Raw genomic sequence first — 13,409 nt, forward strand, 5'->3', positions numbered from 1 at the left:
GCAAACCACTGCCAACTGCACGCCATGGAACGACAGGACGGTGCCCCGTGCGCTTCTCGCAGGACTTCGCCCCACCGGGACGCGTACGCGGTGCCGCCCGCGCCGCCGCGCTCGCCGCGGCCGCCGTGCTGGTGCTGGCCGGGTGCGGGGGCGCCGGGGCCTCCTCGGCGCGGACGGCGGGCGCCGGGGCCTCCGCGAGCGCCGCGGCCGACCGGGTCGAACCGCTGGACGCCACCCCGGAGCCCCGGCTCCCGGTCACCGTCGACTCCGCGGACGGCAAGCGGACCACCGTGGCCTCGGCCGACCGGATCGTGCCGCTGACCGGCGGACTGAGCGAGATCGTGTTCACCCTCGGGCTCGGCGGGCGGGTGGTGGCCCGGGACGTCACCGCCACCTTCGAACAGGCCGCGAAGCTCCCCGTGGTGACGCGGGCCCATGACGTATCGGCGGAAAGCGTGCTGTCGCTGCGCCCCACCGTCGTCCTCGCCGAGACCACGACCGGACCGGCCGAGGCCATCGGCCAGATCCGCGACGCCGGGATCCCGCTCGTCGTGATCGACCCCGCCAAGGACCTCTCGGACGTGGGGAGCCGGATCACCGCCGTGGCCGCCGCCCTCGGCGTCCCGGACGCCGGCACCGCACTGGAACGACGCACCCGGGACCGGATCGACGCCGTGCGCGACACCGTGCCCGCCCCGGCCGACGGGGCGGCGAAGCCCCGGGTCGCGTTCCTCTATCTGCGCGGATCCGCCTCCATCTATCTGCTGGGCGGCCGGGAGTCCGGGGCGAGTTCGCTGCTGGAGGCGGCCGGCGCCGTGGACGCGGGCAAGGCGTCCGGACTGCGGAAGGACTTCACCGCGATCACCAGCGAGGCACTGGCCAAGGCCGCCCCCGACGCGATCCTCGTCATGACCAAGGGGCTCGAATCCGTCGGTGGGACCGACGGGCTGGTGAAGATCCCTGGGGTCGCGGAGACCCCCGCCGGCATGGACCGGCGGATCGTCTCCGTCGACGACGGGGTGCTGCTGAACTACGGGCCGCGCACCGACCGCGTACTGCGCGAACTGATCGCCCAGCTCTATCCGGAGAAGGGAGCGGCCCGATGACCGCCCCCTGCGAAGCCCCCCTCGTGAAGGACGCCGCCGCACCGGACCCCGTACCGGCCGGCGGACCGCCCCGGGCCCGGCGCTCCACCGCCGTCCCGCTCACCGCCGCTCTCGTCGCCGCCCTGCTGGTGTGCTGTCTGCTCTCCGCCGGGCTCGGCGCGTACAGCATTCCGCTCGGGGACGTCCTCGCCTCCGTCCAGCACCGGATCGGACTCGGCGGCCACGCCCTGGACCGGGTCGGCGAGAGCGTCCTGTGGAACGTACGGCTGCCCCGTGTCGTCCTCGCCCTGCTGGTCGGCGCCTCGCTCGGCTGCGCCGGGGCCCTGATGCAGGGCGTGTTCGGCAATCCGCTCGCCGAGCCGGGGGTGATCGGGATCTCCTCGGGCGCGGCGGTCGGCGCGGTCGCCTCGATCGCGCTCGGGCTCAGCTTCTTCGGCAACTGGACCGTGACCGTCTGCGCGTTCGTCGCCGGACTGTTCACCGTCCTGCTGGTGTACGCGCTGTCGCGGTCCGGCGGCCGGACCGAGGTGGTCACGCTGATCCTCACCGGCATCGCCGTCAACGCCTTCGCGGGCGCGCTGATCGGGCTGTTCATCTTCTTCGCGGACAACGCGCAGATCTCCCAGATCACGTTCTGGCAGCTCGGTTCGCTGGCCCAGGCCACCTGGCCGAAGGTCCTGGCGGTGCTGCCGTGCGCGGTGCTGGGGCTCGCCGTCGCGCCGTTCCACGCCCGCCGGCTGGATCTGCTGGCGCTCGGCGAACGGCCCGCCCGGCACCTCGGGGTCGACGTCGAACGGCTCCGCGTGGTGCTGGTGCTGGTGGTGGCGCTGCTGACCGCCGCCGCCGTCGCGGTCGCGGGGATCATCTCGTTCGTCGGGTTGCTGGTACCGCATCTGCTGCGGATGGCGAACGGCCCGGGGCACCGCTTCCTGGTCCCGGGCAGCGCGCTGGGCGGCGCGCTGGTGCTGGTGGCCGGGGACCTCGCGGCCCGGACCGTCGCCGACCCGGCCGAGCTGCCGCTCGGCGTACTGACCGCACTCCTCGGCAGCCCGTTCTTCTTCTGGCTGCTGCGCAGGACCCGTCGCAAGCAAGGTGGTTGGGCATGAGAACGCTGCGGAACCCCTTCACGGCGCGCCCCCGGCGGCTGCCCGCCCCGGCCTCCCCCGGTGCGGCGGTGGCCGAGGCGCGCGGGCTGCGGGTCCGGCTAGGCGGCCGGCCGGTGCTGGACTCCATCGATCTGACGGCCCGCGCGGGCGAGGTGCTGGCGCTGGTCGGTCCGAACGGGGCCGGGAAGTCGACACTGCTGGCCGCGCTCGCCGCCGATCTGCCCGCCGGGGCCGGCACGGTGCGCGTCGACGGCCGCCCCGTCACCGACTGGTCCGCACCCGAACTGGCCCTGCGCCGGGCGGTGCTGCCGCAGTCCGCCGCGCTCTCCTTCCCGTTCCCGGTGGAGGACGTCGTCCGGATGGGGCGGGCGCCCTGGGCCGGCACGGACCGGGCCGACGAGGACGATCCGGCGGTCCGCGCGGCGATGGCGGCCACCGAGGTGACCGCCTTCGCGGACCGCCCCTTCTCCGCGCTCTCCGGCGGCGAGCGGGCCCGGGTGGCGCTGGCCCGGGTGCTGGCGCAGCGCGCCCCGCTGCTGCTGCTCGACGAACCGACCGCCGCGCTCGATCTGCGCCACCAGGAACTGGTGCTGCGGATCTGCCGGGAGCGGGCCGCCGCCGGGGACGCGGTGGTGGTGGTGCTGCACGACCTGGGTCTCGCGGCGGCGTACGCGGACCGGGCCGCGGTGCTGCACGGCGGGCGGATCGCGGTGGCGGGCCCGCCCGCCGAGGTGTTCAGCGGGGAGTTGCTCGGCGCGGTCTACCGGCAGCCGGTGGAGGTGTTCCCGCATCCGCGGACCGGGGTGCCGCTCGTCGTACCGGAACGGGCTTCTTGACCCTTGCTTGACCTTTTACTGGTTCGCTCATGGGTCGACCGTGATCCCGCCGTTCCTGTGGGTTCCCAGTGAGAGCTGAATCACTGCGGAGGGGGGTAACAGTCAGGTAAGCCTCGGTTAAGTTAGGTCCGCCTCACCCGCCTTTGTCCGACCCGCCGTTCCTCCCTTCGTCCCCCCTGTGGAGTCCGCATGCGAGCCGTTCGTCTCTCCGTCGCCACCGCCGCCGTCACGGCGGCGGCCCTGACCGCCGTCACGGGCTGCTCCGCGAAGAGCGACGGCAAGGGCGAGGGGGCCGTCCAGGTCGTCGCCAAGGACGACGCCTGCGAGGTGTCGAAGACGAAGCTGCCGGCCGGCCACGTCGAACTGGCCGTGGAGAACAAGGGTTCCAAGGTCACCGAGGTCTACGTCCTCTTCCCGGACGACCGCATCGTCGCCGAGCGCGAGAACATCGGTCCGGGCACCAAGGCCACCATCACCGCCGAGATCAAGGCCGGTTCGTACGAGATCGCCTGCAAGCCCGGGATGAAGGGCCACGGCATCCGGCAGAAGATCGAAGTCAGCGGCGGCAAGGCGGCCAAGCGCAGCCCCGAGATGGACCGGGCGGTGGCCGCGTACCGCACCTATGTCCAGGCCCAGGCCGACCAGACGCTGCCGAAGGCCAAGGTCTTCACGGACGCCGTCGCCGCCGGGGACGTCGAGGCCGCGAAGAAGGCGTACGCCGACTCCCGTATCGGCTGGGAGCGCACCGAGCCGGTCGCCGAGTCCTTCGGCGACATCGACCCGAAGGTCGACGTCCGCGAGGACGGCCTGGAGGACGGCCAGAAGTGGACCGGCTGGCACCGCCTGGAGAAGGCGCTGTGGCACGACAAGAAGCTGGGCGCCGAGGAGAAGGCCCTCGCCCCCGCCCTCTACAAGGACCTGGTCGACTGGCAGAAGCGCGTCGGCACCGCGGACATCACCCCGACCTCCATGGCCAACGGCGCCAAGGAACTCCTCGACGAGGTCGCCACCGGCAAGGTGACCGGCGAGGAGGAGCGCTACAGCCACACCGACCTGGCCGACTTCAAGGCCAACGTCGAGGGCGCCGAGCAGTCCTACCAGCTCCTCAAAGCCATCGCCGCGAAGAACGACGCGGAGCTGACCGCCACCCTGGACAAGCGGTTCGCGGAGCTGAACACGCTCCTCGACACCTTCCGCGCGGACAAGACGTCGTACGAGTTCACCTCGTACGACAAGGTCGGCAAGGCCGACCGCAAGAAGCTGTCCGACGCGGTCAACGCCCTGGCCGAGCCGCTGTCCCGGCTCGCCGCCGCGGTGACGAAGTAACGCGGACCGGAAGAGGGGGCCCGGAATGACCGGTCAGGCCGAGGAGAACTCCACCGCGTCCACCGCTCCGTCACGCCGGGCCGTGCTCGGCTGGGGCGGTGCGGGGCTGGCGCTCGGCGCCGCCGTGGCGGGCACCGCCGTGGCCGCGGTGCGCTCCGACGACACTCCCGTCGCCGCCGCGGAGAGCGGGGCGGCGGTGCCCTTCCACGGGACGCACCAGGCCGGCATCGCCACGGCCGTCCAGGACCGGCTGCACTTCGCCGCGTTCGACGTGACGACGAAGGACCGCGCCGACCTGATCGCGCTGCTCAAGGAGTGGACGCGGGCGGCGGAGCGGATGACGGCCGGCCACGCGGTCGGGGACGGCGCCTTCGGCGGACTGCCCGAGGCGCCGCCGGACGACACGGGCGAGGCGCTGGGCCTCAAGCCGTCCCGGCTGACGCTGACGATCGGCTTCGGCCCCTCGCTGTTCGCCAAGGGCCGGTTCGGGCTGGAGGACCGGCGGCCGGACGCGCTCGTGGACCTGCCGAAGTTCCCGGGCGACAATCTGGACGCGGCGCGCAGCGGCGGCGATCTGTGCGTCCAGGCCTGTGCGGACGACCCGCAGGTGGCGGTGCACGCGATCCGCAACCTGGCCAGGATCGGCATGGGCCGCACCGCGATCCGCTGGTCGCAGCTGGGCTTCGGCAAGACCTCGTCCACGACGCCCGACGCCCAGACCCCGCGCAACATGATGGGCTTCAAGGACGGCACCCGGAACATCTCCGGCACCGACACCGCCGCCCTGGACCGCCATGTGTGGGTCGGCGCGAAGGACGGCACCGACTGGATGACCGGCGGTTCCTATCTGGTGGCCCGCCGGATCCGGATGCACATCGAGACCTGGGACCGGGCCGGACTCCAGGAGCAGGAGGACGTGTTCGGCCGCGACAAGGGCGAGGGCGCCCCGGTCGGGAAGGCGAAGGAGCGCGACGAGCCGTTCCTCAAGGCGATGCTGCCGACCGCGCACGTACGCCTCGCGCATCCCGACAGCAACGGCGGTGCGGAGATCCTGCGGCGCGGCTACTCCTTCACCGACGGCACGGACGGCCTCGGCCGGCTCGACGCCGGGCTGTTCTTCCTCGCCTACCAGCGCGACACCCGCAAGGCGTTCGTCCCGCTGCAACGGCGGCTGGCCGCGCACGACGCGCTCAACGAGTACATCCAGCACGTGGGTTCGGCGCACTTCGCCGTCCCGCCGGGCGTCCGCGACACGGACGACTGGTGGGGCCGGGCGCTGTTCTCGTAACGGGACTCGAAGCGGAAAGGGAACCGAGACGTGTTCAGTAACTTCCTGATCGGACTGCGCGAGGGGCTGGAGGCCAGCCTCGTCGTCTGCATCCTCATCGCCTACCTGGTGAAGACGGGCCACCGCGACAGGCTGGCACCCATCTGGATCGGGGTGTCCATCGCGGTGGTGGTCAGCCTGGCGTTCGGCGCGGGGCTGGAGTTCGGCTCGCAGGAGATGACGTTCAAGGCGCAGGAGGCGCTGGGCGGTTCGCTGTCCATCGTCTCGGTGGGCCTGGTCACCTGGATGGTCTTCTGGATGCGGCGCACCGCGCGGCATCTGAAGACGGAGCTGCACGGCAAGCTGGACGCGGCCCTTGCGATGGGGACCGGGGCGCTCGTCGCCACGGCGCTGCTCGCGGTGGGACGCGAGGGGCTGGAGACCTCGCTGTTCGTGTGGCGCGCGGTGCACGCGGCGGACGACGGCTGGCATCCGATGATCGGTGCGCTGCTGGGCATCCTCGCGGCCGTGGTGCTGGGGTGGCTGTTCTACCGGGGCGCGCTGAGGATCAATCTGTCGAAGTTCTTCACCTGGACCGGCGGCATGCTGGTCGTGGTCGCCGCGGGTGTGCTGGCGTACGGCGTGCACGACCTCCAGGAGGCCGAGTTCCTGGGCGGTCTGCGGAACCGGGCGTTCGACATCAGCGGGGCGGTCCCGCCGGACAGCTGGTACGGCACGCTGCTGAAGGGGACGTTCAACTTCCAGCCGGATCCCACCGTTCTCCAGATCACGGTGTGGGCGCTGTATCTGATCCCCACCCTCGCGCTGTTCCTCGCCCCGGTAGGGTTCGGACGGTCAGGGAGCCCTGCTGTGGGGGCGACGGATCAGAAGGCGCGGAAGTCAACGGATGAGAAGCCTGAGGCCGGTTCGGCCGGCAACGGGGCTCGCGGCGGCGATAGTGCTGTGCATGACGGCGAGCGGGTGCGTGACGGTGCACGGCGAGCTGGAAGTCGTTCCGGCGGCGACGCGGTCTGAGGCCGCGCAGGCCCTGAAGGCCTTCACCACCGCGTACAACGCGGCGGACAAGGCCTACGACCCCGCACGGGACGAGAAACAGGTCACCGGCGCCCTCGGTGCGATCAACCAGGCCGGGCTGACGGCCCGGCACAAGAACAATCCGGACGGCAACGCGAACCACCGTCCGCTGGAGCTGACCGACGCCCGCTACGTCATTCCGCAGAAGGCGGGCTGGCCCCGGTGGTTCCTCGCGGACACCGATTCCAACCGGGACCGGGACGAGGGGGCCCAGGACACGCGCTGGCTGATCGCCTTCGTCAAGTCCGGCCCCCGCCAGGGGTGGAAGGCCGCCTATCTGGCGGTCGTCGCGCCGTCCCGGATCCCGGAGGCGGCGAAGGACGGCGACGGCAGGGCCACGCCGGTCGCGGCGGACGGTGCGGGTCTCGCCGTCGCCCCGCGGGACCTGGGCACGAAGTACACCGGGTACCTCCAGGAGGGCGCCCCGGACGTCTTCGCCCCGGGTACCTCGACCTCGGCCTGGCGCGCCGCGCGGCTGAACACCCGGCGGGCCGGTTTCTCCTTCCAGTTCCGCGACCAGGCGCTGGACAGCGGGACGTACGCGCCGCTGGGCCTGAGGACGAAGGACGGCGGCGCGCTGGTCTTCTTCACCAGCAAGCACTTCGAGCGGCAGACCGCCGCGCAGGGCCTGCGTCCGGAGGTCAGCCCGGACGTCTCGGCGCTGCTGACCGGCGAGGTGAAGAGCACGCTCACCAAGGAGCGGGTCTCCAGCCAGCTGGTCTACATACCGAAGAAGGGCGCCGGTGACGGCAAGGTCGTCATGCTGAACCGCCTGGCGGGCCTGGTCTCGGCCACCGGGTCGTAGTGCCGCGGCGCTGGAACGGCCGACAGGGCCTGTCCGGGTGCACCGGACAGGCCCTGTCGGCCTTGCGCGGGGGCCGTCAGCGACTCAGCGGCCAGGCCACGGACTCGTGGTCGACGTCGCTCTGCTCGGCGGAGCCCACGAAGCGGGCGCAGGCCTCCGTCAGGGTCTCCAGCAGGGTCAGCGGGTCCGGCAGCGGGTGCTCGGGGCCGCGCAGCCACTGGACGTCCAGTTCACCGGGGAGCGTCGCCGGCGGCAGGAGTACGTAGCTGCCGCGGCAGTGCCAGCGCAGTCCGGGGTGCTCGTCCATCGTCTCGGGGTGACAGTCCAGCTCGCACGGCCACCACTCGTCCTCGTCCTCGGGCGTGCCCCGGGTCGCGGTGAAGAAGAGCATCCGGTCGTCGCCGGAGCGGGCCACGGGGCCGACCTCGATGCCGGCGGCCAGCAGGTTCTCCAGGGCCTGGGCACCGGCGTCCAGCGGGACGTCCAGGACGTCGTGGACCATGCCGGTCGCGGTGATGAAGTTGGCCTGCGGCTGATTGCGGGCCCAGCGCTCGATCTGTGCCCGGTCGGTGGTGGACTGGGTCTGCCAGGCGAAGGAGACCGGATGCCGGGCGGGGGTGGGGCAGCCGATGCGTTCGCACGAACATCGGTAGCCGACGGGATGGGCGGCGGGCGCGATCGGCATCCCGGCCTCGGCGACGGCCAGGAGCAGTGCCACCCGTGCGGTGCCGTCGACATCGCTCGCGGGCGGTTTGGGCCGTCGGCGCAGCCACTGGGAAAACCTGCTCTCCGAGCCGCGACCGCGACTGAAATCGGCGCCCATCTATCCCCTTACCTCTACGTTGCCCCTGCCCATGGTCCCACCATCCTGCGCCTCGGGTGGCCAGAGTCCCGAAGCGGGGTACGCCGCCTCCTGCCCCGTCATGACCGTTGGCCTCACATTTGTCAGGGAATGGGAGGTCAGGGACCACCCGATCGGTTCACTGTGCGGGGCCCCGGAACGGGCGCACCATGGCCTCACGCACACACCCGTGCGACGCACCGGCCGCAGCGGCCACCATTGCCGCGCGACGATCCGTGAGGAGGCCCCGTTGCCTCGTTCAGCCCGACCCCGCCGCTATCTGATGTGCGCCCCGGCGCACTTCCGGGTGACGTATTCCATCAATCCGTGGATGGACCCCAGCAAACCCGTCGACCTGCCGCTGGCCCGGACCCAGTGGGAGGACCTGCGCGACCGCTACCGTGCGCTCGGCCACACCGTGGAACTGCTCACACCCCGCCCGGACCTCCCCGACATGGTCTTCGCGGCCAACGGGGCCACCGTGATCGACGGCCGGGTGCTGGGGGCGCGCTTCGCCTACCAGGAGCGGTTCCCCGAGGCCGCCGCCCACCGCGACTGGTTCCGGGAGCACGGCTTCGCCGAGATCCATGAGCCGGAACACGTCAACGAGGGCGAGGGCGATTTCGCGGTGACCTCCTCGTACGTGCTGGCGGGGCGCGGATTCCGGTCGAGCCCGCTGGCCCACGACGAGGCACAGGAGTTCTTCGGGCGGCCGGTGATCGGTCTCGATCTGGTCGATCCGCGCTACTACCACCTCGACACGGCGCTGTGCGTGCTGGACGACGGGAGCGACGAGATCATGTACTACCCGGACGCGTTCTCGCCGGGCAGCCGGTCCGTGCTGGCCCGGCTCTTCCCGGACGCGCTGCTCGCCACCGGGGCGGACGCGGCCGCCTTCGGACTGAACGCGGTGAGCGACGGGCTCCACGTGCTGCTGCCGCAGGCCGCGACGGGCCTGTTCGACCCGTTGCGGGAGCGCGGTTTCGCGCCGGTGCCGATGGATCTGGGCGAGCTGCTCAAGGGCGGCGGCAGCGTGAAGTGCTGTACGCAGGAGCTGCGCGGTCCGGGTCTGCTCTAGGGCCTGTGGATCGGACCGGATCAGGGGCCCTCGGGCTCCTGGTCCGGGTCGTGCGGGGGCGGCCAGGCGTCGCCCCAGCCGGCGTCCCGGGCGGCTCGGTACAGCTCGCCGTGCCGCTTGGTGACCGTCTCCCGGCGCAGCCCCTCCTCGCGGGTGCACAGCTCCAGCAGCACCTGGCCCTTGCGGATCTGCGGGCGGCGCGTGACCCGGGCCGCCGCGGGCGTCACGGGGAAGCGGGTGGCGGCCACGTACGCGAACTTCTCGTCCTCGTACGGCAGCGAGCCGCCCTTGATCCGGCGGTGCAGCGAGGAGCGGCTGACCCGGGCGGAGAAGTGGCACCAGTCGGTGCCCGGCTCGATGGGGCAGGCGCCGCTGTGCGGGCAGGGCGCGGCGACGGTGAGGCCGGCGGCGACCAGCCGGTCGCGGGCCTCGATGACGCGGGCGTAGCCGTCGGGGGTGCCGGGTTCGACGACCACGACGGCCCCGGCGGTGCGGGCCACGTCGTCGACGAGGGCGGCGCGGGCCGGGGCGGTCAGCTCGTTGAGCACGTAGGAGACGGTCACCAGGTCGGCGGGGCCGGGGACGGGGTCCGTGCCGATCCGGGCGCGCACCCACTGCGCCTCGCGCAGGGCCGGGGCTCCGGAGGCGGCGGCCAGTTCGCGGCCGAGCGCGAGGGCGGGCTCGGCCCAGTCCACGACGGTGCTGCGGGCTCCCTCCCAGGCCCCGGCGACCGCCCAGACCGCCGCGCCGGTGCCGCCGCCGACATCGGTGTGGGTGGCCGGGGCCCAGTCGGGTGCTGCGGCGCGCAGGGCGTCGAGCGCGGACCGTACGGCCTCGAAGGTGGCGGGCATCCGGTACGCGGCATAGGCGGCGACGTCGGAGCGGTCGCGCAGGACCGGGGTGTCGGTGGGAACGGTTCCCCGGTAGTGGGCGATCAGCCGGTCGACGGCCTGGGCGGCCCGTTTGGGCGGCAGACCGTCCAGCAGGGCCGCGAGGGCGGCGCGCAGGTCGTCGGTGGTGGGGAGGGTGGCGTTCACCGAGGAATTGTAGGCGTCCGCCGCGAAGGTCCGGACAGGGGCCGGTTCCGGTGCAGAACCGGGACGGAATGGGTACGGAACCGAACTGCGGATCGGTACCGACCAGTTGCTACGCTGACCGCCGCGAGGTCGGTATTGCTCTTCGGGGGGACCATGAGGCTGAGGATCGGGCGACTGGCTCCGGTGGGCATGCAGTCCACCAGGCAGCGGGTCGTGCGCATGGCCCTGCTCGGCGGCGTGCTGGTGCTGGTCCTGGTGCTCCTGCTCGCCACCTGCGGGGGCGGGGACGCCAAGAAGAAGGACGACGCCACGCCGAAGAAGCCGGTGAAGCGGAGTGCCGCGCCGGCCACCCAGCTGACCGTCCCGTCCGCGTACACGACGCAGCGGGGCTGGGAGCTGGTCGGCACCTCCCCGGACTACGCACTGTCGCGGACGACGGGGCGGCTGGCCTATCTGGTGCGGACCGCCGAGGGCGAGTACCAGCTGCGGACCATCGATTCGGAGACCGGCAAGGCCGGCTGGAGCGGCGAGAAGTGGCGGCCCCCGGCCGCGGCGCACTTCCCGAAGCTGCTCACCGTCACCGCCGACGACCACGAGTACTTCGTGACCTGGTCGTACGGGAAGGTCGGCGAGGACGCCCCGGCGCCCGCCGACCGGATCGTCTCCCTCGACGTGTACGCGGTGGAGGACGGCAGCCGGGAGCGCGTCGAGGTGCCGTGGTCCACGCAGCCGGCCGTGTCCGTGACCGGTCCCGGCATCCTGATCGGCGACGGCGGCACGACGAACGTGGTGGTGGACCCGGCGACGGGCCGGATCAGCCGGGTGCCCGCCAAGGCGCTGAAGTACCCGAAGGGCTGTGCGGCCTGCAAGCAGCTCACCGAGGTGCGCGGGGTCACGTCGAAGGGGCTGCTGGTCAGCGGGGCGCGGGAGTTCTGGGTGCAGGGCGGCTGGTTCAGCCGGAACGTGGCGCCCAAGGGCACCGACCGGCAGAGCGGGGTCCCGACGTCGGTGGCGCCCGGTCTGATCCTGGCCCGGTGGCAGCTGGCCAAGGGGACGAAGAACGCCGCGACGCACGAGCTGTGGACGGTGCACGACCTGGAGACCGGCAAGGCGCTGGTCTCGGTGCAGTGCCACAAGCCGGCGATCGCCCCGGGGCAGTTCCCGCAGGCGGTCGTCTCCTCCTCGGGCGGCTATCTGGTCGCCGGGAACCTGGCCTTCGACATGGAGGCCGGCAAGGGCTACTGCTTCGAGGACACGGAGGGCTCCAGGACCCTGGTGCTGGCGTCCGTGACCGACGGCGGCACGGCGTACGGGGCCACGAACGTGCGCAACGCCTCGGACGTGCTGGCCGGGGGCGGCTTCCCGGTGGAGGCCGACATCACCTCGGGGTCGACGGACCTGCTGTCGCCGAACGTGCGGGTGCCCGGCGCGGAGGGCGCCGAGGGCACCGGGCTGTTCCGCTGGACGGACGACAAGGACCGCCAGCATCTGATCGGCTACCCGCGCGAGGACTGAGGCCGGTACGCGAAGAAGCCCGGCCGGGCGGCATCGGTGCCGTCCGGCCGGGCTTCTTCGCGTACGGCGTCAGGGACGCGCGGCCAGGCGCTGCCAGGGGCGGCACATGCCGAGGAAGCAGCCCATCGCCGCCAGCGCGCAGACCAGCTGCACCACGGCCATCGGCACGGCGGTGTCCTCCCCCGCGACCCCGACGAGCGGGGAGGCGACGGCGCCGACCAGGAACGAGGAGGTGCCCAGCAGCGCGGAGGCGGAGCCGGCGGCGTGCTTGGTGCGCATCAGCGCCTGGGCGTTGGTGTTGGGCATCGCGAGCCCCATCGCCGACATCAGCACGAAGAGCCCCGTCGCCACCGGCACCAGTCCGACGTCGCCGAAGACCCCGGTGGTCATCAGCAGCAGGGCGGTGGCTGCCAGCACGATCACGCCGAGGCCGAAGCCGAGGGCCTTGTCGAGGCTGACCCGGCCGACGAGGACCTTGCCGTTGAACTGGCCCACCGCGATCAGCCCGATGGAGTTGACGCCGAACAGCAGGCTGAAGGTCTGCGGCGAGGCCCCGTAGATCTCCTGGACGACGAACGGCGAGGCGCTCACGTAGGAGAACAGGGCGGCGAAGGCGAGGCTGCCCGCGATCATGTAGCCGCTGAAGACCCGGTCGCCGAGGAGTCCGCGCATGGTGCGCAGCGCGTCCCCGACGCCTCCGGTGTGGCGCTCGGCGGGCGGCAGGGTCTCGTGCAGCCATTTGTGGACGACCAGGGTGAGCAGCAGCCCGACCACGGTGAGGACGGCGAAGATGCCGCGCCAGTCGGTGAAGCGCAGGACCTGGCCGCCGATCACGGGGGCGACGACCGGGGCGACGCCGGAGATCAGCATCAGCGTGGAGAAGAAGCGGGCCATCTCGTCGCCGTCGTACAGATCGCGGACCACGGCGCGGGCGATGACGATGCCGGCGGCACCGGCGAGCCCCTGGATCAGCCGGAAGCCGATGAGCAGCTCGGCGGTCGGTGCGAAGACGCAGATCGCGGTGGCCAGGACGTAGACCACCATCCCGAGCATCAGCGGGCGGCGGCGCCCCCAGCGGTCGCTCATCGGCCCGACGACGAGCTGGCCGAGCGCCATACCGGTGAGGCAGGCGGTGAGCGTGAGCTGGACGGTCGCGGCGGGGGCGTGCAGCGCGTCGGTGACGGCGGGCAGCGCCGGGAGGTACATGTCCATGGAGAGCGGCGGAAGCGCGGTGAGTCCGCCGAGGACCAGGGTGACGAGGAGGCCGGCGCGCCGGGCCGCCACCGGGGCACCGGCCGGGCCCGCCTCGGCCCGGGAATCGTGGGTGGGTATTCGCTGGGCCCGGCTGACGCCGCTGTCCGGCATTCTCATCTCCGTAGTCGTTGAATTCGCCCTCT

The 13,409-nt window shown here is 72.6% G+C and carries 12 protein-coding genes; 9 read left to right on the plus strand and 3 right to left on the minus strand.

Going from position 1 to position 13,409, the window contains the following annotated elements:
- Positions 1-47 precede the first annotated feature (47 nt).
- The 7 genes from ACFVDM_RS03360 to ACFVDM_RS03390 all read left to right on the plus strand — a co-directional run bounded on the left by ACFVDM_RS03360 (position 48) and on the right by ACFVDM_RS03390 (position 7,541).
- Positions 48-1,106: a hemin ABC transporter substrate-binding protein gene (locus tag ACFVDM_RS03360; protein WP_383632450.1), complete on the plus strand. Its 1,059-nt coding sequence runs from the start codon at positions 48-50 to the stop codon at positions 1,104-1,106.
- Complete coding sequence (locus tag ACFVDM_RS03365; protein WP_383632452.1) at positions 1,103-2,212, plus strand: FecCD family ABC transporter permease; 1,110 nt, start codon at positions 1,103-1,105, stop codon at positions 2,210-2,212. Before ACFVDM_RS03360 ends, ACFVDM_RS03365 begins: the two co-directional genes overlap by 4 nt.
- The gene (locus ACFVDM_RS03370; RefSeq protein ID WP_383632454.1) at positions 2,209-3,048 is read left to right on the plus strand and encodes a heme ABC transporter ATP-binding protein; all 840 of its coding nucleotides are present in this window, start codon (positions 2,209-2,211) and stop codon (positions 3,046-3,048) included. The genes ACFVDM_RS03365 and ACFVDM_RS03370 overlap by 4 nt, the downstream gene beginning before the upstream one ends.
- A 189-nt stretch (positions 3,049-3,237) precedes the next feature.
- Positions 3,238-4,374 (plus strand): iron uptake system protein EfeO, encoded by a 1,137-nt coding sequence (gene efeO / locus ACFVDM_RS03375; protein ID WP_383632457.1) that lies wholly within the window; start codon positions 3,238-3,240, stop codon positions 4,372-4,374.
- Positions 4,375-4,399: 25 nt separating this feature from the next.
- Positions 4,400-5,662, plus strand: coding sequence for an iron uptake transporter deferrochelatase/peroxidase subunit (gene efeB / locus ACFVDM_RS03380; RefSeq protein WP_383632460.1), 1,263 nt, complete (start codon positions 4,400-4,402; stop codon positions 5,660-5,662).
- 30 nt (positions 5,663-5,692) lie between these two features.
- Complete coding sequence (gene efeU / locus ACFVDM_RS03385; protein ID WP_383632463.1) at positions 5,693-6,676, plus strand: iron uptake transporter permease EfeU; 984 nt, start codon at positions 5,693-5,695, stop codon at positions 6,674-6,676.
- Complete coding sequence (locus tag ACFVDM_RS03390; protein ID WP_383632466.1) at positions 6,609-7,541, plus strand: hypothetical protein; 933 nt, start codon at positions 6,609-6,611, stop codon at positions 7,539-7,541. Before efeU ends, ACFVDM_RS03390 begins: the two co-directional genes overlap by 68 nt.
- A gap of 76 nt (positions 7,542-7,617) precedes the next feature.
- On the opposite strand, the gene ACFVDM_RS03395 is transcribed toward ACFVDM_RS03390, so the two are convergent.
- Positions 7,618-8,364: a bifunctional DNA primase/polymerase gene (locus ACFVDM_RS03395; RefSeq protein WP_383632468.1), complete on the minus strand. Its 747-nt coding sequence runs from the start codon at positions 8,362-8,364 to the stop codon at positions 7,618-7,620.
- 268 nt (positions 8,365-8,632) lie between these two features.
- On the opposite strand from ACFVDM_RS03395, the gene ddaH reads away from it, so the two are divergent.
- Positions 8,633-9,460, plus strand: coding sequence for a dimethylargininase (gene ddaH / locus ACFVDM_RS03400; RefSeq protein WP_383632471.1), 828 nt, complete (start codon positions 8,633-8,635; stop codon positions 9,458-9,460).
- Between the two features lie 20 nt (positions 9,461-9,480).
- Here the strand turns inward: ddaH and ACFVDM_RS03405 are convergent, their stop codons facing one another.
- Positions 9,481-10,497 (minus strand): small ribosomal subunit Rsm22 family protein, encoded by a 1,017-nt coding sequence (locus tag ACFVDM_RS03405; protein WP_383632473.1) that lies wholly within the window; start codon positions 10,495-10,497, stop codon positions 9,481-9,483.
- Positions 10,498-10,686: 189 nt separating this feature from the next.
- On the opposite strand from ACFVDM_RS03405, the gene ACFVDM_RS03410 reads away from it, so the two are divergent.
- Entirely contained in the window at positions 10,687-12,012 is a 1,326-nt protein-coding gene (locus ACFVDM_RS03410) for a hypothetical protein (protein ID WP_383632475.1), read from the plus strand.
- Between the two features lie 69 nt (positions 12,013-12,081).
- Here ACFVDM_RS03410 and ACFVDM_RS03415 read toward each other — a convergent pair whose 3' ends face one another.
- A complete protein-coding gene (locus ACFVDM_RS03415; RefSeq protein WP_383632477.1) occupies positions 12,082-13,377 on the minus strand; it encodes a multidrug effflux MFS transporter in 1,296 nt (431 codons plus the stop codon).
- Between the last annotated feature and the right edge of the window lie 32 nt (positions 13,378-13,409).

This window comes from Streptomyces sp. NPDC057682, assembly GCF_042799575.1.
Taxonomy (GTDB): Bacteria; Actinomycetota; Actinomycetes; order Streptomycetales; family Streptomycetaceae; genus Streptomyces.

Excerpts from the sequence above, each read along its gene's own strand:
- ACFVDM_RS03415 (WP_383632477.1), bottom strand. The coding sequence starts at position 13,377 with ATGCCGGACAGCGGCGTCAGCCGGGCCCAGCGAATACCCACCCACGAT.
- ACFVDM_RS03390 (WP_383632466.1), top strand. The coding sequence starts at position 6,609 with ATGACGGCGAGCGGGTGCGTGACGGTGCACGGCGAGCTGGAAGTCGTT.
- ACFVDM_RS03410 (WP_383632475.1), top strand. The coding sequence starts at position 10,687 with ATGCAGTCCACCAGGCAGCGGGTCGTGCGCATGGCCCTGCTCGGCGGC.
- efeB (WP_383632460.1), top strand. The coding sequence starts at position 4,400 with ATGACCGGTCAGGCCGAGGAGAACTCCACCGCGTCCACCGCTCCGTCA.
- ACFVDM_RS03395 (WP_383632468.1), bottom strand. The coding sequence starts at position 8,364 with ATGGGCGCCGATTTCAGTCGCGGTCGCGGCTCGGAGAGCAGGTTTTCC.
- ACFVDM_RS03365 (WP_383632452.1), top strand. The coding sequence starts at position 1,103 with ATGACCGCCCCCTGCGAAGCCCCCCTCGTGAAGGACGCCGCCGCACCG.
- efeO (WP_383632457.1), top strand. The coding sequence starts at position 3,238 with ATGCGAGCCGTTCGTCTCTCCGTCGCCACCGCCGCCGTCACGGCGGCG.
- ACFVDM_RS03370 (WP_383632454.1), top strand. The coding sequence starts at position 2,209 with ATGAGAACGCTGCGGAACCCCTTCACGGCGCGCCCCCGGCGGCTGCCC.